Below are 17,646 nucleotides of genomic sequence, written 5' to 3'. Positions count from 1 at the left end.
AGGCGGGGTGCGGCTCGCTCCGGTTTCTCCTCGCCCGCCAGCAGGCCGTCGTCCGAAATCCTGCGGACGACGGCACCGGCGGCCGATAGGACGTGCGGACGTGTGCCAGGGCACGTCCACCGCCAGCGGCCAGGAAGGGAGCCGATGGACGTCAGGATCGACGCCGGGGCCACCTTGACGCTGCACGCCGGCGGTCAGCGGGTGACCCTCAAGGCGCTCGCCGCGGCGCGCGTCGCCGAGAGCGGCGGCTCGCACGAGGCGGCGTCCGGCGCCCGCATCGCCGTCATGGGACCCACCGAGGCCCTGCGGCTCGGCGCGGGCCAGGTCGAGGTGGTGACGCCGTCCGGGGTCGTGACCCTGCCCGGCCGCGCGGTCGACGACGGCGCCGGCATGGTGCTGCGCGTCGGCTCCCCCGGTCCCCTCACCCAGCGCCGCCGCGAGGTGCGCGGCGACGTCGAGCTCGTCGTCCGGGTCACCATGCCCGGACCGGCCGAGACGCCCGAGCACCTGTTGCGCGTCCTGCGCGGCCGCACCCGCAACCTGTCGGCCGGCGGCATGCTGTGCACGCTCGACCTGGGCACCTCGCCCGACGTCCACCCCGGCTCGCTGCTCGACGTCGACGTCGAGCTGCCCGAGGGCGGCGGCCTGGTCGCCACCCGGGTGTTCGTCATCCAGGTCACGCACTTCGGGCTGCGCGGCGCGTTCGTCGGGCTCGAGCACGTGCACGCCGAGAAGTTCGCGCGGCTGGTCTTCGCGCGCGAGCGCGAGCGGCTGGCCGCCCGGCGCCAGCGCGCCGACCTGCGGGCGGGCACCGACGCCCCGGTGCCCGGCCGCGACCGCAGCTGGTAGCTCGCGCTCGGTCTGTCCGGCTGAGTCCGACCGGCTCAGCCCTCGCGCACGGCCTCGCGCACGACGGCGGGGCGCAGGTCGGCGTCCGGCGGGCGCCAGGTGGCGTCGTCCGCCGCGACCTGCTCGCCGGTGCGGATGTCGCGCACCGCGGCCACGCCGTCGGCCGACGCCTCGGCCGGGAACCAGACGTACGGGATGCCGCGCCGCTCGGCCTGGCGGATCTGCTTGCCGTACTTCTGCGGCGCGGGCGCCAGCTCGCACGCGATGCCGCGAGCCCGCAGCGCGGTGGCGACGGCGCGTGCGGCCGGGCGGGCGTCGTCCGACGCGAGCGCGACCAGCACCGCGCTGGGGGTCGACCGCGAGCCGGTGAGCACGCCGCGGCTCAGCAGCGGTGCGAGCGTGCGGGTGACGCCGAACGAGATCCCCACGCCGGGGTAGGTCGTGCGGCCGTCGCTGGCCAGGGCGTCGTAGCGGCCGCCGGCGCTGATCGAGCCGAGGTGCTCGTAGCCCTCCATCACCGTCTCCATGACGGTGCCGGTGTAGTAGTCGAGCCCGCGGGCGATCTTGAGCGCGGCGACGACCTCGACCGAGCCGCGGCGGCCGCCGACCGCGTCGAGCAGCGCGGCCAGCTCGTCCAGGCCCTCGTCCAGCTCGTCCGACCGGACGCCGAGGTCGCGCACCGCGTCGACCACGCCGGCGTCGGTGCCGGTGAGCTCGGCCAGCCGCAGGCAGGCCTTCGCGACGGCGTCGCTGTGCCCCTCGGCGGTGATCGCGGCCGCGACGGCGTCCGGGCCGATCTTGTCGAGCTTGTCGACGGCGCGGAGCACGGCGGCGACGTCCTCGACCCCCAGCCCGCGGTAGAAGCCCTGCACCAGCTTGCGGTTGTTGACCTGCATCCGTAGCGGCGGCAGCGGCAGCCGCGACATGGCCTCGACCATCACCTCGACGACCTCGACGTCGTGGTGGAACGGCAGCACGCCGTCGCCGACGACGTCGATGTCGGCCTGGCAGAACTCGCGGTAGCGCCCCTCCTGCGGCCGCTCGCCGCGCCACACCTTCTGGATCTGGTAGCGACGGAACGGGAAGTCGAGCTTGCCGGAGTTCTCGAGCACGTAGCGGGCGAACGGCACCGTGAGGTCGAAGTGCAGCCCGAGGCCGCGGCCGTCGTCCGGCTCGTCGGGGTCCGCGTGCAGCCGGCGCAGCACGTAGACCTCCTTGTCGATGTCGCCCTTGCGCAGCAGCTGCTCCATGGGCTCGACGGCGCGGGTCTCGACGCCGGCGAAGCCGTGCAGCTCGAACGTGCGGCGCAGCTCGTCGACCACCTGCTGCTCGACGGCGCGCTGGGCGGGCAGCCACTCGGGGTACCCGGACAGGGGGGTGGGTCGGGACATGCGGGTTCCTTCGGTCAGGACGCCAGGAGCTCGCGCAGGAAGGGGTTGCTCGCGCGCTCGCGGCCGATGGTCGTGGCGGGTCCGTGGCCGGGCAGGACCAGGGTGTCGTCGGGCTGCGGCAGGACGCGCTCGCGCAGGGAGCGCAGCATGGCCGCGTGGTCGCCGCCCGGCAGGTCGGTGCGTCCGATGCTCCCCGCGAACAGCACGTCACCGGTGAGGAGCGTGCGCCGGACGTCGTCCGGTGCGCTCTCGGGGACGTCGGGCAGGGCGAACATCACCGACCCCTCGGTATGGCCCGGGGCGTGGACGACGTCCAGGCTCAGGCCGGCGAGCTCGAGGGTCTGGCCGTCGGCGACCTCGACGACGTCGTCCGGCTCGGCCCACGTGGCGGCCCGGCCGAACTGCTGCTCGAGCATCTGCAGCAGGCCGCTGGACGCGAACTCGTGCAACGGGTCGACCAGGCGCTCGCGGTCGTCGGCGTGGACGTACGCCGCGATCCCGTGCGCGCCGCAGACGGGCGTGACCGAGTACGTGTGGTCGACGTGGCCGTGGGTCAGCAGCACCGCGGCCGGGCGCAGCCGCTGCTCGCGCAGCACCTCGGCCAGCGGCTCGACCACCTCGATGCCCGGGTCGACCACGAGGCAGTCCTCGCCGGGACCGGTCGCCAGCACGAAGCAGTTCGTGCCGAAGACGGCGCTGGGGAACCCGGTGATGAGCACCGGTCGAGCCTACCGGGGCGGCGCGAGGGTGCTCGTGACCGGTTCGTGACCACGCCGCGCGACCCGCACCAGGCGGCATCCCTAGACTGACCGCCGCAGGACCTGGCAGGGGCCTGGCGGGGGCCGCCCGCAGGACGCGAACGAGCAGGAGGACCGGCGTGCCGATCGAGCGCGACCGCGAACGAGCCAAGCGACGTTACGCGAAGCGGCAGGCCAGTCTGCAGGCCCGCGCCGCCCGCGCCCGGCGCAACCAGCAGATCGCCGGCGCCGTGGTGGCCGTGCTGGTCGTGGTCGTCGGCGTCGTCCTGCTCACCCGGCTCGTCGGGGACGACGGCACGACGACGGCGGGGTCGACGTCCACCGCGACCGGCTCGTCGACGCCGAACCCCACCGAGTCCGAGACGCCCACGGCCACGCCGAAGTCGTACCCGACGCCGCCGCCGAAGACGCTGGCCGAGGACTCCGTCTGGCAGGCGGACGTCAAGACCAGCTCGGGCGACATCACGCTCGAGCTCGACGGCAAGGTGGCGCCGCAGACGGTCTCGTCGTTCCTCTTCCTGTCGAAGGAGAAGTTCTACGACGGCTCGCGCTGCCACCGGCTGACGACGTCCGGCATCTACGTGCTGCAGTGCGGCGACCCGACCGGCACCGGCAGCGGCGGTCCCGGCTACCAGTACGGCATCGAGAACGCGCCGAAGGACGGGAAGTACCCCGCAGGCACGCTCGCCATGGCCCGCACCAGCGACCCGAACTCCAACGGCAGCCAGTTCTTCCTGGTGTACCAGGACTCCACGCTGCCCACCGAGGGCGGCGGCTACTCGATCTTCGGCAAGGTGACCAAGGGCCTCGACGTGCTGCAGAAGGTCGCCGCGCTGGGCACGGCGGACGGCAGCGGCGACGGCGCCCCCAAGGACCCCGTCACGATCTCGAGCATCTCGGTGGAGCAGCGGTGAGCGACCAGACCCCCGACCCCACGCCCGACGCGCCCGAGGCGCCCGAGGCCGCTGCGTCCGAAGAAGTGGCCGCTACTGCGACCGATACTTCGGACGCAACGCCCGAACCCGCCGCGCCCGCCGCCGACGCACCCGCCGAGCCCGAGAGCGCGACGTCCGAAGAAGTGGCTGCTACTGCGACCGATCCTTCGGACGCAACGCCCGAACCCGCCGCTGCGTCCGAAGAAGTGGCCGCTACTACGACCGATCCTTCGGACGCTTCGCCCGAGCCTGCCCCGAGCGAGCCGGTAGCGGTGCCGAGCGCGCCGAAGCCCGGGCCGCCGTCCCCTCGCCCGACGCCCGGTCCCCCGCCCGCGGCCCTGCACCCGCCCGTGCCCGCCGCCGCGCCGACCGCCGACACCAGCTTCGGCCGGGTGGCGGACGACGGCACCGTCTACGTGCGCACCGGCGACGGCGAGCGGGCGGTCGGCTCCTACCCCGACGCCCCGGCCGCGGAGGCGCTGGCCTACTTCGCGCGCAAGTACGACGAGCTCGTCGCCCAGGTCGAGCTCTTCGAGCAGCGGCTCGCGACCGCCGACGTCCCGCCCGGCGAGATCGACTCCGGCGTCGCCAAGCTGCGCGAGGCCGTCACCGACGTCCACGCGGTCGGCGACCTGGACGCCCTCACCGCCCGGGTCGAGGCGCTGGCTCCGCTCGCCAAGGAGCGCCGCCAGCAGGCCGACGCCGCCCGCTCGCAGGCCCGCGACGCCGCGCGCGCCCGTCGCACGGCGCTGGTCGAGGAGGCCGAGACCATCGCGGCCGTGCCCGCCGAGCGCACCCAGTGGCGCGCCGAGGGCCAGCGGATGAAGGAGCTCTTCGACGCCTGGCGCACCGAGCAGAAGGGCGGCGGCGACCCGCACGGCGTCCGCCTCGACCGCCGCTCCGAGGACGAGCTGTGGAAGCGGTTCAGCCACGCCCGCACCGCGTTCGACCGCAAGCGCCGCCAGCACTTCGCGCACCTGGACGAGTCGCACGCCGAGGCCAAGGCGGCCAAGGAGGCGCTGGCCAAGGAGGCCGAGGCCCTGCGCGACTCGACCGACTGGGGTCCGACCGCCGCGGCCTTCAAGCGTCTGATGGACCGCTGGCGCGCCGCCGGCCGCGCCGCCCGCAAGGACGACGACGAGCTGTGGAACCGGTTCCGCGCCGCGCAGGACACCTTCTTCGCCGCCCGGCACGCCGTGCAGGCCGAGCAGGACGCCGAGTTCAGCGCCAACCTCACCGTCAAGGAGGCGCTGCTGGTCGAGGCCGAGGCGCTCGTGCCGGTCAGCGACCTGGAGAAGGCCAAGGCCGCGCTCCGCGACATCCAGGACCGCTGGGAGGCGGCGGGCAAGGTGCCGCGCGGCGACCTCGACCGGGTCGAGCGGCGGATGCGCGCCGTCGAGCAAGCCGTGCGCGCCGACGAGGACGCCCGCTGGCGCAACACCAACCCCGAGGCCCGCGCCCGCGCGCAGAGCGCGGTCGACCAGCTCGAGACCGCGATCGCCGACCTCGAGGCCGACCTGAAGAAGGCCACCGACCAGGGCAAGGCGAAGCGGGTGGCCGAGGCCGAGGCCGCGCTCGCCGCCCGCCGCGAGTGGCTCGAGCAGGCGCGGCGCGCGCTAGCCGACTTCGGCGGCTGACCGCACCTCGTCGTCCGGGCTCTCGCCGACGACACCGGCGGCGGTGACCACCCGGTTGCGGCCGGCGCGCTTGGCGACGTAGAGCCGCTGGTCCGCGCACGCGAGCAGCACCAGCCGCTCCGTGCCGTCCTGGGGCGCCGTGGCACCGCCCAGGCTGGCCGTGACCGGCAGGCCAGCGGTCAGCCCGGCCCAGTCCAGCGCCTCGACGTCGACGCGCACCCGCTCCAGCAGCGCGGGCGCCGCACCGGCGTCGATCCCGGGCAGCACCAGCAGGAACTCCTCGCCGCCCATGCGGGCCGCGAACCCGTCGGGCACCTCCTCCGCACGCTCCGCGAGCAGCCGGGCAACGCGGCGCAGCACCTCGTCGCCGACCTCGTGCGAGCACGTGTCGTTGACCAGCTTGAAGTGGTCGAGGTCGACGAACGCCACCGCGACGGACGACGGCCCGCCCCGCTGCCCGAGGGCGTCGAGCAGCGAGGTGAGGTGGTCGTCGACGTAGCGGCGGTTGTGCAGCTGGGTCAGGGCGTCGCGGTAGGACAGCTCGCGGAACCGGGCGCTCTCGCGCCGGGCGCGCTCGGTCTCGAAGATCGCCTGCATCATGCGGGCCCGGGCCTCGCGCTCGACCGCGTGCTGGGTCAGCTGCCGGTCGTGGAACTGCTTGTAGAGCTCGAACGCCGCCCGGAAGTCGCCACGGGCCGCGAACAGCTCGGCCTGCTCGCCCATGGCTCGCACCTCGACGTCGCCGAGGTCGTGGTCGGCGCAGGTGCCGACGCAGCGGTCGAGCGACTCCTGCGCCCCGGCCAGGTCGCCGCGGTCGCGCCGCAGCCGGGCCAGCGTGAGCCAGGACTCGGCGGCGTCCTCCGGCGCGGCCTCGGCGAGGTCGACCCGGACGAACAGCTGCTCGGCGTCGTCCGGCCGGCCGACCGCCAGGTAGGCGTTGGCCACGGTGTCGAGCACGTGCAGCGGCAGCTCGAGGTCGTGCTCGGCCAGCAGGGCCAGCATCTGCTCGCACAGCGCGACCGACTCCTGGTCGGAACCGATCTCGTACAGCGTGTACGCGAAGTTGTTGAGCGCCAGCAGGTGCAGGTCGACCTGCCCGCTGCGCCGGCCCAGCTCGACGGCGGCGCGGTAGGCGGCGACGGCCTCGGCCGACGAGCCCGACACCGACAGCGCGTCGGCCAGGCCGATCTGGTGGTCGGCGCGGATCGCGACCGGCGCGTCGGCCGCGAGCAGGCTCACCGAGGCCACGGCGTGCTCGAGGCTGCCCGACGCCTCGCCGGCCCGGCGCAGCAGCACGCCCAGCTGCCGCTCGGCCCGCGCCTGCAGGTACCACTCGCCCTGCTCGTGGGCCCAGTCGCGGATGCCGCGCATCGTGGCGGCGCCGTCCTCGAGCCGGCCGCGGCGGGCGTCGGCGACCGCCCGCACCAGCTGCATCCGCCGCACCTGCACGGGGTCGGCGTCCGGGCCGGCCTGCGCCAGCCAGCCGGCCGCGGTCTCGGCCACCTCGTCGAAGCGGTCGCTGACGCGCAGCTCGAGGTGCATCATCCAGCTCTGCTGGTCGGTCGCGCTCGACACGGTGACGCCTCCCCTCCGACGGTGGCCGTGCGGTGATCATCGACGCCGCATGACCATCAGTTTACTGTTCGTTGACCATTCGCTACGCAAAGTCGCCCGAACTGGTCAGACCTGCGCGGCGCCGCCCGCCCGGTGCCCAGCACCCGCGAGCGCGCCGCCTACTCCTCGGTGCTGGGGGTCGGTCGCCCCCCGGTGACGCGGTAGGCGTCGAACACGCCGTCGACACGGCGCACGGCGTTGAGCACGTGCCCCAGGTGGCCCGGGTCGCCCATCTCGAAGGTGAAGCGCGAGATCGCCACCCGGTCGCGCGAGGTCTGCACGCTGGCCGACAGGATGTTGACGTGGGCGTCGGACAGCACGCGGGTCACGTCCGAGAGCAGGCGCGAGCGGTCGAGCGCCTCGACCTGGATCTGCACCAGGAACAGCGTCGCGGACGACGGCGCCCACTCGACCTCGACGACGCGGTCGGGCTCGGCCCGCAGACCGGCCACGTTGGTGCAGTCGTCGCGGTGAACGGAGACGCCGCTCCCCCGCGTGACGAAGCCCATGATCGGGTCGCCCGGCACGGGCGTGCAGCAGCGCGCGAGCTTGACCCACAGGTCGTCGACGCCCTTGACCACCACGCCGGGGTCGCCGCTGCGGGGACGGCGGGCCACCTTGTCGGGCAGGGTCGCCTCGGCGAGGTCCTCGCTCGCGCCCTCCTCGCCCCCGAGCGACTGCACCAGCCGGGCGACGACGCTCTGCGCCGACACGTGCGACTCGCCGATCGCGGCGTACAGGGCGTCGATGTCGGCGTAGCGCAGGTCGGTGGCGATGCCGAGCAGCGAGTCGTGCGACATCAGGCGCTGGATCGGCAGGTGCTGCTTGCGCATCACCTTGGCGATCTCGTCCTTGCCGCGGTCGATGGCCTCCTCGCGGCGCTCCTTGCTGAACCACTGGCGGATCTTGTTGCGGGCCCGCGGGCTGCGCACGAACGAGAGCCAGTCCTGGCTCGGCCCGGCCGTCACGGCCTTGGAGGTGAGCACCTCGACGACGTCGCCGTTCTCGAGCGTGCTCTCGAGTGGCACCAGCCGGCCGTTGACCCGGCCGCCGATCGTGCGGTGCCCCACCTCGGTGTGCACCGCGTACGCGAAGTCGACCGGCGTCGAGCCGGCGGGCAGCGCGACGACGTCGCCCTTGGGCGTGAAGACGTAGACCTCGCGCGCGTTGATCTCGAATCGCAGCGAGTCGAGGAACTCGCCCGGGTCGGCGGTCTCCTTCTGCCAGTCGAGCAGCTGGCGCAGCCAGGCCATGTCGGTCGCGGCACCGGACTCGCCCTCGACCGGCACCGCGGCCGACGGCTGCTCCTTGTACTTCCAGTGCGCCGCCACGCCGAACTCGGCGCGGCGGTGCATGGTGAAGGTGCGGATCTGGATCTCGACCGGCTTGCCGCTCGGCCCGATGACCGTCGTGTGCAACGACTGGTACATGTTGAACTTGGGCATCGCGATGTAGTCCTTGAACCGGCCGGGCACCGGGTTCCACCGCGCGTGCAAGGCGCCGAGCGCCGCGTAGCAGTCGCGCACCGACTCGACCAGCACCCGCACGCCGACGAGGTCGTAGATGTCCTCGAAGTCACGGCCGCGCACGATCATCTTCTGGTAGATCGAGTAGTAGTGCTTGGGCCGACCGGTGACCGTGGCCTTGAGCTTGGCGCTGCGCAAGTCGGCCGTGACCTGCTCGCGCACCGTGGCGAGGTACTCCTCGCGGGCGGGCGCCCGCTCGCTGACCAGCCGGACGATCTCGTCGTAGACCTTGGGGTAGAGCGTCGCGAACGAGAGGTCCTCGAGCTCCCACTTGATGGTGTTCATGCCCAGCCGGTGGGCCAGCGGCGCGTAGATCTCGAGCGTCTCGCGGGCCTTGCGCTGCGCGGAGGCGACCGACACGTAGCGCCAGGTGCGCGCGTTGTGCAGCCGGTCGGCGAGCTTGATGACGAGCACCCGGATGTCGCGCGCCATCGCGACGACCATCTTGCGCACGGTCTCGGCCTGGGCCGCCTCGCCGTAGGTGACCTTGTCGAGCTTGGTGACGCCGTCGACGAGCATCGCGACCTCGTCGCCGAACTCCTCGCGCAGGCCGTCGAGCGTGTAGTCGGTGTCTTCCACCGTGTCGTGCAGCAGGGCCGCCGCCAGCGTGGCCTCGGTCATGCCGAGCTCGGCGAGGATGGTGGCCACCGCGAGCGGGTGCGTGATGTACGCGTCGCCGCTCTTGCGCTCCTGCCCCTCGTGCGCGCGCTCGGCGACGGCGTAGGCCCGCTCGATCAGCCCCACGTCGGCCTTCGGGTGCGTGACCCGGACGGCCCGCAGCAGCGGCTCGAGCACCGGGTTGCCGGCCGAGCGCTGGCTGCCGAGACGGTTGAGCCGCGCCCGCACCCGGCTGGTGGTCGGGATCGGGATCGTCTGCTCGGGGTCCCACTCCCCGGCCGGGCGGTCGGGCGACGACGAGCCGCTCGCGGCCGTGCGCGTGGGGTCTGCCACCTGACCTCCTCGCCCGTCGCCGGTGAGGGCCGTGGCCCCCTCGTGCACCCAGTCTACGGAATCAACGGGGCCCGGGCTCAGACGGTCAGCAGGCTGTGGACGACGCGCCCGGGCAGCCGCTCGCGGCCGTGCAGGAAGCTCAGCTCCAGCAGCATCGCGACCTCCACCACCTCGGCGCCGGCCCGCTCGACCAGCTCGCAGCACGCCTCGGCCGTCCCGCCCGTGGCCAGGACGTCGTCCAGCACCAACGCGCGCTGGCCGGGCCGGAAGGCGTCGCCCTGCACCTCGATGCGGGCGCTGCCGTACTCGAGGTCGTACTCGGCGCCGAGCGTCGCGCCCGGCAGCTTGCCGGCCTTGCGCACCGGCACGAAGCCCAGCCCGAGCGCGTACGCCAGGGGCGCCGCCAGCACGAAACCGCGCGCCTCGATGCCGACCACGACGTCGACCCGGCCCCGGTAGCGCTCGGCCAGGTGCTCGACGACGGCGCCGAACGCCGGGCCGTCGGCCAGCAGCGGCGCGATGTCCTTGAAGACCACCCCGGGCTCGGGGAAGTCCGGGACGTCGCGGACGTGCTGGCGCAGCAGCGCCCCGACGTCCTGGCTCACCTGCGGCGCCGCGTGTTCTTGCGCCGCGGCTGGTTGCGCGGGCCGGTCGCTCGCGGCGGTCGGCCGGGCTCGACGACCGCGTCCTGGGGCTCGACGTCGTCCTGCACGTCCTGGTCGTCCTGGACGTCGGCACCGCGCTCGAGCACGGCCGTGCCGCCGGTACGGGGCCGGGTGGTCTCGCGCACGGCCGCGTTGTTGCGGCGCGACAGCACCCGCTTGGCGAGCGCGCGCATCTCGGGCTCGCGCTCGCGCAGGTCCGCCAGCAGCGGCGTCGCGATGAAGACCGAGGAGTACGTGCCGGTGGCGATGCCGACGAACAGCGCGAGCGAGAGGTCCTTCAGCGTGCCCGCGCCGAGCAGGAAGGCGCCGATGAACAGGATCGAGCCGACCGGCAGCAGCGCCACCACGGAGGTGTTGATCGAGCGCACCAGGGTCTGGTTGACCGCGAGGTTGGCCGCCTCGGAGTAGGTGCGGCGGGTCTGGGTCGTGATGTGGTCGGTGTTCTCGCGCACCTTGTCGAAGACGACGACCGTGTCGTACAGCGAGTAGCCGAGGATCGTCAGGAAGCCGATGACCGACGCGGGCGTGACCTCGAAGCCGACCAGCGCGTAGATGCCGACGGTGATCATCAGGTCGTGCAGCAGCGCCACGATCGCCGCCACGGCCATCTTCCAGGTGCGGAAGTAGACCGAGATGACCAGCGCCACCAGCAGCAGGAAGACCACGAGCCCCTGCAGGGCCTTCTTCGAGACCGTCTCGCCCCAGGACGGGCCGACGAACGACACCGTGACGTCGTCCTTGGTGACCCCGTAGGCCGAGGCGAGGGCGTCGCGCACCTGGTCGCCCTGCTCGGTGCTGATCTTGTCGAGCTGCACGCGCATTGAGTCGTTGCCGACCTGCGCGACCTTGGGGTCGGCGTCCGGGACGACGGAGTGCACGGCGTCGGCGCCGGGCAGGTCGCTCGTGGTCTTGACCCCGCTGATGCGGAACTCGGACCCGCCGGTGAACTCCAGGCCGAGCGTCAGGCCGCGGGTCAGCAGGCCGACGAGCGAGAGGAGCAGCAGCACGGCCGAGATGGCGTACCAGAGCTTCTGGCGACGCACGACCTCGATCGAGCGCTCACCGGTGTAGAGCTGGTTGCCGAACCTCGCGAAGCTGAACATCACGCGTCCTGACGGGTCGAGCCGGCGGCCGCGGCGCGGCGCGAGGCGATGGTGCCGAGGTTGGACTTGACCCCGAGGTTGAGCCCGGAGCCGAGCCGCTGGGGGTCCAGGCCCGACAGGCGGTGGCCCTGGCCGAAGAACGTGGTGCGGGCCAGGATCGTCAATAGCGGGTGCGTGAAGAGCATGACCACGACGATGTCGATGATCGTGGCCAGGCCCAGCGTGTAGGCGAAGCCGCGCACGCCACCCGCCGCCAGGATGTACAGCACCACGGCGGCCAGGAAGTTGATCGCGTCGGCGGCCAGGATCGTGCGTCGGGCGCGCTTCCAGCCGGTCTCGACGGCCGAGCGCAGGCTGCGGCCCTCGCGGACCTCGTCGCGCACGCGCTCGAAGTAGACGATGAACGAGTCGGCGGTGACACCGATCGACACGATCAGGCCGGTGATGCCGGCGAGCGTCAGACGCAGCCCGGCCGAGTTGCCCAGCAGGACGACGGCCTCGTAGGTGATCGCGCCCGCGACCAGCAGCGAGGCGACCGTGACGAACCCGAGGGCGCGGTACTGCGCCAGCGAGTAGAGGACGACCAGCACCAGGCCGATGAGGCCGGCGAGCAGGCCGCGCTGCAGCTGCTCGGCGCCGAGCAGCGGGCTGATCTGCTCCTCGGTCTGCTTGGTGAACGACAGCGGGAGCGCGCCGTACTTGAGCTGGTTGGCGAGGTCGAGCGAGCTCTTCTGGGTGAAGTTGCCCGTGATCGAGGCCTGGCCGCCGGTGATCGGCTCGTTGGCGCTCGGGGCCGAGATGACCAGCCCGTCGAGCACGATGCCGAAGCGGTTGCGCGGCTCGGCGAGCGTGTACAGGCGGGTGGTGACGGCCCGGAACTTGTCGGCGCCGCTGCTCTTGAAGTTCAGCCGCACCTCCCAGGTCGTCGACGTCCCGCCGTTCTGGGTGGGCTGCAGGCCGGCGGTGGCGTCGGCGATGTCGTTGCCGTCGACCTCGACCGGCCCGAGCACGTACTTCTCGGTGCGGTCGATCGAGCAGGTGACCAGCGGCTTCTTCGGGTCGTCGGTGCCGCCCTGGATCTTGCTGGTGTCGGAGCAGTCGAGCGCCTGGAACTCCTGCTCGACCGAGGCGGTGACCCAGGCCGGGTCGCTCGCGTCGGTGGGCGTGGCGCTCGGGGTCGCGCCGCCGGACGCCGTGCCGGTGGCGGTGGCGGTGGCCGTCGGGGTCGGCGTGGTGGTCGCCGCCTTCAGCAGCGACTGCGGCAGGCCGCGGTTCGAGCTGGACTTCGTGGGGGCGTTGCTCGCGGTCGCGCCACCGGTGGCCGTGGCGCTGGGGGTGGCGGTGCTGCCGGAGGTTGCCGTGCCGGTCGCGGTGCCGGTGCCGGTCGAGGTGCCGGTCGAGGTCGGCACGGGCACCTGCACCGAAGCGGCCTCGAGCACCGGGCGGAAGCGCAGCTGCGAGGAGCGGGTGATGAGGTCGCGCTGCTGGTCAGAGATCTTGCCGGGCACCGCGACGACGATGTTCTGGCCGCCCTCGGTGGTGATCTCGGCCTCGGCGACGCCGCTGCCGTCGATGCGGGCGCGGATGATGTCGACCGACTGCTGCAGCGTCTGCGGCGTGACCTTGCCGCCGCCCTGCACGACCGGCTTGAGCACGATCTGCGTGCCGCCCTCGAGGTCGAGGCCGAGGCGCGGCTTGACCGACCCGTCGGCCCAGGCCACCTGCGCGGCGACGATGCCCGCGAGCACGACGACCAGGCCCAGCAGGGCGGTCAGCGTGCGGCCGGGGCGGCCGTGCCGGGAGCTGCGTCGGTTCGGACCGGCCACGTCAGGCGCTCACTTCTCGGTGCTCGGGGCGTCGGGGTGACCGTCCGCCGGGGTGGGAGGGTCCTGCGGGCTCTCGACCGCCGGGGTGGTCGGGTCGGACGACGGGTCGCCCGTGCCGGCCGGCACGACGCTCGCGATGGCGCGCCGGTCCCAGCGCACGGTCTGGCCCGGGCCGGTCTCGAGCACGGCCACGGAGTCGTCGATCGACACGATCGTGGCGAACAGCCCCGACGTCGTGACGACCTCCTGGCCCGGCTGGAGCCCGGACTGCAGGTCGGTGAAGGCCCGCTGCCGCTTGCGCTGCGACGAGAACATGAAGAGCAGGAGCAGCACCGGCAAGGCGAAGATCAGCAGATCCGTGGCTTTCACGAGCCCAGAGTCCTTCCGCCGACGCCCCGCGCCGGTCGATGTCGAGGTCAGACCCTCGCCGTACGGACAGGCTGGGCCAACAGGCGAGTGTAGGTGAGCCTCGCCACAGCACCAAAGACGGGCCTGCCGGGCGAGTCGGACGCCGGCACCCGGGTCAGCCGAAGCGCCCGCCCACGGCGTCGTCGTCCGCGCCCTCGGTGTCGGGCAGCACCAGCTGGTCGGGGACGCCCGCGGCCCGGCGCGGTGGCGTCAGGCCGAGGTGCTGCCAGGCCTGCGGCGTGGCGGCCCGGCCCCGCGGGGTGCGCAGCAGCAGCCCCTCGCGCACGAGGAAGGGCTCGACGACGGTCTCGACGGTCTCGACCTCCTCCCCCACCGCGACGGCGAGCGTGGCGACCCCGACAGGTCCGCCGCCGAAGCGCTGGCACAGCGCGAGCAGCACCGCGCGGTCGAGCCGGTCGAGGCCGGCCTCGTCGACGTCGTACAGCTCGAGGGCGGCGCGCGCCGCCGGCAGGTCGATGGCGCCCCCGCCGTGCACCTGGGCCCAGTCGCGCACCCGCCGCAGCAGGCGGTTGGCGATGCGCGGCGTGCCGCGCGAGCGGCGCGCGATCTCGGTCGAGCCCGCGTCGGCGAGCTCGACGCCGAGCAGCCGGGCCGAGCGGTGCAGCAGCTGGTCGAGCTCGGCCGGGCTGTAGAAGTCCAGGTGGGCGGTGAAGCCGAACCGGTCGCGCAGCGGAGCCGGCAGCAGACCCGACCGGGTGGTGGCACCGACCAGGGTGAACCGCGGCAGCTCGAGCGGGATGGCGGTGGCGCCGGGACCCTTGCCCACCACGACGTCGACCCGGAAGTCCTCCATCGCCAGGTAGAGCATCTCCTCGGCCGGCCGCGACATCCGGTGGATCTCGTCGAGGAAGAGCACCTCGCCCTCGCCGAGCGAGGACAGGATCGCCGCCAGGTCGCCCGCGTGCTGGATCGCCGGCCCGCTCGTGACGCGCACCGGGGCCGAGAGCTCGGCGCCGACGATCAGCGCCAGCGTGGTCTTGCCCAGACCGGGCGGCCCCGACAGCAGGACGTGGTCCGGCGGCGTGCCGCGGCGCCGGGCCGCCTGGAGCACCAGGTCGAGCTGGTCGCGCACGCGGGTCTGGCCGACCAGCTCGGCCAGCCGGGTCGGGCGCAGGGCGCTCTCGACCACTCGCTCGTCGGTGTCGGCGTCCGGCGCGACGACGCGGGCCGTCATCTCGTACGAGCCGTCGTCGGGGTGCAGGTCGTCGCTCATGCCCGGCCCAGCCGCTGCAGAGCCGCCCTCAGCACCGCCGGGACGTCGACCGGCTCGCCCGCCGCCGGGGCGACCTTGTCGACCGCGTCGTCGGCGGCCTTGGCGGCCCAGCCCAGCCCGACGAGGGCGTCGCGCACCTGGCCGCGCCAGGTCTCGTCGTCCGGCGTGGTGTCGTCGGGTGCCGGGGCGTGCTCGACCGCACCGGGCAGCCCGAGCTTGCCCTTGAGCTCGAGGGCCATGCGCTGGGCCCCCTTGAGGCCGACCCCGGGCACCTTGCGCAGCGCGGTGAGGTCGTCGGTGGCCACGGCCCGGCGCAGCGCCTCGGGCTCGTGCACCGCGAGCATCGCCAGGGCCAGCCGCGGACCGATGCCCGAGACGGTCTGCAGGGTCTCGAACGTGGTGCGCTCGTCGTCGTCGGCGAAGCCGAACAGCGTCAAGGAGTCCTCGCGGACGACGAGCGAGGTGGCGAGCTCGACCGGCTGGCCCTCGCGCAGCCCGGCCAGCGTGCGCGGGCTCGCGTGCACCAGCACGCCCACCCCGCCGACGGCCACGACCACGGCGTCGAGCCGCAGCCGCTGCACCAGCCCGTGCACCGAGGCGATCACCGCGCACCGCCCGCCCGCGCCACGGCGGCCTCGATCCGGGCCGCCGCCCCGCCGCGCCAGACGTGGCAGATGGCCAGGGCCAGCGCATCGCTCGCGTCGGCGGGACGCGGCGCCTCGGCCAGGCGCAGCAGCCGCGTCACCATCGCGGCGACCTGCGCCTTGTCGGCCCGGCCGTTGCCGCTGACGGCGGCCTTGACCTCACTGGGGGTGTGCAGCGCGACCGGCAGCCCGCGGCGGGCGGCGACGACCATCGCGACAGCCGACGCCTGCGCGGTGCCCATCACGGTGCGCACGTTGTGCTGGCTGAAGACCCGCTCGACCGCGACGGCGTCCGGCGCGGTGCGCTCGACCCAGCGCTCGAGCTCGGCCTCGAGCCGGGCCAGCCGCTGCGCCACGGGCAGGTCGGCGGGGGTGCGGACGACGTCGACCGCCACCAGCTGCAAGGGCCGGCCGGGGCTGCCGTCGACGACGCCGACACCGCACCGGGTCAGCCCGGGGTCGACGCCCAGCACGCGCACCGCAGCCCTCCGATCGTCCGAACAGGTGTTCGGGCGCCACGCTACACAGGCGACGGGCCGCACCCCGGACGGCGCGCCGGACGCCCGCCGAGGTCTCGACAGGCCGGGTGCGGCAGCCCACACTGGCGCGCATGGCCCCGACCTCGCAGGCGCAGGAGGCGATCCGCGACCAGCCGTCGCGCCCGGAGCCCTGCGCGCCGGCGAGCTGGGTGCCGCACGGCGAGCCCGGCCCGGTGCCGGGCGGGGCCGTCGCTCAGGCGTCGACGAGCTCCATCGTCTCGTCGCTGACGTCGTAGTTCGCGTACACGTTCTGGACGTCGTCGGAGTCCTCGAGCGCGTCGAGCAGCCGGAAGACCTTCTTGGCGCCCTCGACGTCGAGCTCGACCTGCGTGCTGGGGACGAACGAGGCCTCGGCCGACTCGTAGTCGATGCCGGCGTCCTGCAGCGCGGTGCGGACGGCGACCAGGTCGCCCGGCTCGCTGACGACCTCCCAGGTCTCGCCGTTGTCGTTGACGTCCTCGGCGCCGGCGTCGAGCACGGCCTCCATGACGTCGTCCTCGGTGAGCTCGCGGTCGCCCTGCTGCTTGTCGAGCAGGACGACGCCCTTGCGCGCGAACAGGTAGGCGACGCTGCCGGGGTCGGCCAGGCTGCCGCCGCTGCGGGTGAGCGCGGTGCGGACCTCCATCGCGGCGCGGTTCTTGTTGTCGGTGAGGCACTCGACGAGGAACGCCACGCCGCCCGGGCCGTAGCCCTCGTACATGATCGTCTGCCAGTCGGCGCCGCCGGCCTCGGCACCCGACCCGCGCTTGACCGCGCGGTCGATGTTGTCGTTCGGCACCGACGTCTTCTTGGCCTTCTGGATGGCGTCGTAGAGCGTCGGGTTGCCCGCCGGGTCGCCGCCGCCGGTGCGCGCCGCGACCTCGATGTTCTTGATCAGCTTGGCGAAGAGCTTGCCGCGCTTGGCGTCGATCGCAGCCTTCTTGTGCTTCGTGGTCGCCCACTTGGAGTGGCCGCTCATTGACGCTCCTTCACCATCTCGACGAACAGGCGGTGCACCCGGACGTCGCCGGTCACCTCGGGGTGGAACGACGTCGCGAGCAGCGCGCCCTGCCGAACCGCGACGATCCTACCGGCGGCCGGCCCCTCCTCCACTCGGCCGAGCACCTCGACGTCCGGGCCGGTGTCCTCCACCCACGGCGCGCGGATGAACACCGCGCGCACCGGGCCGCCCTCCAGGGCGTCGAGGTGCAGGTCCTCCTCGAACGAGTCGACCTGGCGGCCGAAGGCGTTGCGCCGCACGGTGATGTCGAGGCCGCCGAAGGTCTGCTGGTCGGCGCGGCCGTCGACGAGCCGGTCGGCCAGCATGATCATGCCCGCGCACGAGCCGTAGGCCGGCAGGCCGTCGCGCAGCCGGGCGACGAGCGGCTCGCGCACCTCGAAGATGCGGCTCAGCTTGTCGATCGTCGTGGACTCCCCGCCCGGCAGCACGATCCCGTCGAGCCCCTCGAGCTCGGCCGCGCGGCGCACCGGGCGCGCGAGCGCGCCGAGGTCGGCCAGCACGGACAGGTGCTCGCGCACGTCGCCCTGCAGGGCCAGGACGCCGATGACGGGGTCGGAGGGGCTCAC

16 protein-coding genes are annotated in these 17,646 nt (G+C 73.8%); 3 read left to right on the top strand and 13 right to left on the bottom strand.

Features of this window, described 5'->3' with window-relative positions; genetic code table 11:
- Nucleotides 1–144 precede the first annotated feature (144 nt).
- Nucleotides 145–849, top strand: a complete 705-nt coding sequence (locus tag ACYVJ4_RS00205) for a PilZ domain-containing protein (RefSeq protein ID WP_460458081.1) — start codon at nucleotides 145–147, stop codon at nucleotides 847–849.
- 35 nt (nucleotides 850–884) lie between these two features.
- Here ACYVJ4_RS00205 and hisS read toward each other — a convergent pair whose 3' ends face one another.
- Both hisS and ACYVJ4_RS00195 read right to left on the bottom strand, forming a co-directional pair.
- Nucleotides 885–2,240 carry a histidine--tRNA ligase gene (gene hisS / locus ACYVJ4_RS00200; protein ID WP_460458080.1) on the bottom strand — a complete coding sequence of 452 codons (1,356 nt, stop codon included), beginning with the start codon at nucleotides 2,238–2,240 and terminating at the stop codon, nucleotides 885–887.
- A gap of 14 nt (nucleotides 2,241–2,254) precedes the next feature.
- Nucleotides 2,255–2,959 (bottom strand): MBL fold metallo-hydrolase, encoded by a 705-nt coding sequence (locus ACYVJ4_RS00195; RefSeq protein ID WP_460458079.1) that lies wholly within the window; start codon nucleotides 2,957–2,959, stop codon nucleotides 2,255–2,257.
- Nucleotides 2,960–3,117: 158 nt separating this feature from the next.
- Between ACYVJ4_RS00195 and ACYVJ4_RS00190 the strand changes: the two genes are divergently transcribed.
- Nucleotides 3,118–3,912 carry a peptidylprolyl isomerase gene (locus ACYVJ4_RS00190; protein ID WP_460458078.1) on the top strand — a complete coding sequence of 265 codons (795 nt, stop codon included), beginning with the start codon at nucleotides 3,118–3,120 and terminating at the stop codon, nucleotides 3,910–3,912.
- Nucleotides 3,913–4,205: 293 nt separating this feature from the next.
- A complete protein-coding gene (locus ACYVJ4_RS00185; RefSeq protein WP_460458077.1) occupies nucleotides 4,206–5,570 on the top strand; it encodes a DUF349 domain-containing protein in 1,365 nt (454 codons plus the stop codon).
- On the opposite strand, the gene ACYVJ4_RS00180 is transcribed toward ACYVJ4_RS00185, so the two are convergent.
- The 11 genes from ACYVJ4_RS00180 to pdxT form a co-directional block, all read right to left on the bottom strand.
- Entirely contained in the window at nucleotides 5,550–7,145 is a 1,596-nt protein-coding gene (locus tag ACYVJ4_RS00180) for a GGDEF domain-containing protein (protein WP_460458076.1), read from the bottom strand. The two genes, ACYVJ4_RS00185 and ACYVJ4_RS00180, sit on opposite strands and share 21 nt — an antisense overlap.
- A 158-nt stretch (nucleotides 7,146–7,303) precedes the next feature.
- Nucleotides 7,304–9,580, bottom strand: coding sequence for a RelA/SpoT family protein (locus tag ACYVJ4_RS00175; protein ID WP_460458100.1), 2,277 nt, complete (start codon nucleotides 9,578–9,580; stop codon nucleotides 7,304–7,306).
- 158 nt (nucleotides 9,581–9,738) lie between these two features.
- Nucleotides 9,739–10,266 (bottom strand): adenine phosphoribosyltransferase, encoded by a 528-nt coding sequence (locus tag ACYVJ4_RS00170; RefSeq protein ID WP_460458075.1) that lies wholly within the window; start codon nucleotides 10,264–10,266, stop codon nucleotides 9,739–9,741.
- Nucleotides 10,263–11,429, bottom strand: coding sequence for a protein translocase subunit SecF (secF, locus tag ACYVJ4_RS00165; protein WP_460458074.1), 1,167 nt, complete (start codon nucleotides 11,427–11,429; stop codon nucleotides 10,263–10,265). Before secF ends, ACYVJ4_RS00170 begins: the two co-directional genes overlap by 4 nt.
- On the bottom strand, nucleotides 11,429–13,255 hold the full coding sequence (secD, locus tag ACYVJ4_RS00160) for a protein translocase subunit SecD (protein WP_460458073.1): 1,827 nt from the start codon (nucleotides 13,253–13,255) through the stop codon (nucleotides 11,429–11,431). The genes secF and secD overlap by 1 nt, the downstream gene beginning before the upstream one ends.
- 9 nt (nucleotides 13,256–13,264) lie before the next feature.
- On the bottom strand, nucleotides 13,265–13,624 hold the full coding sequence (yajC, locus tag ACYVJ4_RS00155; RefSeq protein WP_460458072.1) for a preprotein translocase subunit YajC: 360 nt from the start codon (nucleotides 13,622–13,624) through the stop codon (nucleotides 13,265–13,267).
- A 154-nt stretch (nucleotides 13,625–13,778) separates the two neighbouring features.
- A complete protein-coding gene (gene ruvB, locus ACYVJ4_RS00150) occupies nucleotides 13,779–14,897 on the bottom strand; it encodes a Holliday junction branch migration DNA helicase RuvB (RefSeq protein WP_460458071.1) in 1,119 nt (372 codons plus the stop codon).
- Complete coding sequence (gene ruvA / locus ACYVJ4_RS00145) at nucleotides 14,894–15,502, bottom strand: Holliday junction branch migration protein RuvA (protein ID WP_460458070.1); 609 nt, start codon at nucleotides 15,500–15,502, stop codon at nucleotides 14,894–14,896. Before ruvA ends, ruvB begins: the two co-directional genes overlap by 4 nt.
- A complete protein-coding gene (gene ruvC, locus ACYVJ4_RS00140) occupies nucleotides 15,499–16,020 on the bottom strand; it encodes a crossover junction endodeoxyribonuclease RuvC (protein WP_460458069.1) in 522 nt (173 codons plus the stop codon). The genes ruvA and ruvC overlap by 4 nt, the downstream gene beginning before the upstream one ends.
- A 253-nt stretch (nucleotides 16,021–16,273) precedes the next feature.
- Nucleotides 16,274–17,038, bottom strand: coding sequence for a YebC/PmpR family DNA-binding transcriptional regulator (locus ACYVJ4_RS00135; RefSeq protein ID WP_460458068.1), 765 nt, complete (start codon nucleotides 17,036–17,038; stop codon nucleotides 16,274–16,276).
- Nucleotides 17,035–17,646 carry a pyridoxal 5'-phosphate synthase glutaminase subunit PdxT gene (gene pdxT / locus ACYVJ4_RS00130; protein WP_460458067.1) on the bottom strand — a complete coding sequence of 204 codons (612 nt, stop codon included), beginning with the start codon at nucleotides 17,644–17,646 and terminating at the stop codon, nucleotides 17,035–17,037. The genes ACYVJ4_RS00135 and pdxT overlap by 4 nt, the downstream gene beginning before the upstream one ends.

It is taken from the genome of Angustibacter peucedani, from assembly GCF_054779595.1.
Note: the sequence above shows the minus strand (reverse complement) of the source record. Positions and strands in the feature narration are given on the sequence as shown.

Bases quoted from the DNA above. Each gene is read 5' to 3' on its own strand.
- ACYVJ4_RS00135 (WP_460458068.1), bottom strand. From the start codon at position 17,038: ATGAGCGGCCACTCCAAGTGGGCGACCACGAAGCACAAGAAGGCTGCG.
- secF (WP_460458074.1), bottom strand. From the start codon at position 11,429: ATGTTCAGCTTCGCGAGGTTCGGCAACCAGCTCTACACCGGTGAGCGC.
- ruvB (WP_460458071.1), bottom strand. From the start codon at position 14,897: ATGAGCGACGACCTGCACCCCGACGACGGCTCGTACGAGATGACGGCC.
- hisS (WP_460458080.1), bottom strand. From the start codon at position 2,240: ATGTCCCGACCCACCCCCCTGTCCGGGTACCCCGAGTGGCTGCCCGCC.
- ACYVJ4_RS00205 (WP_460458081.1), top strand. From the start codon at position 145: ATGGACGTCAGGATCGACGCCGGGGCCACCTTGACGCTGCACGCCGGC.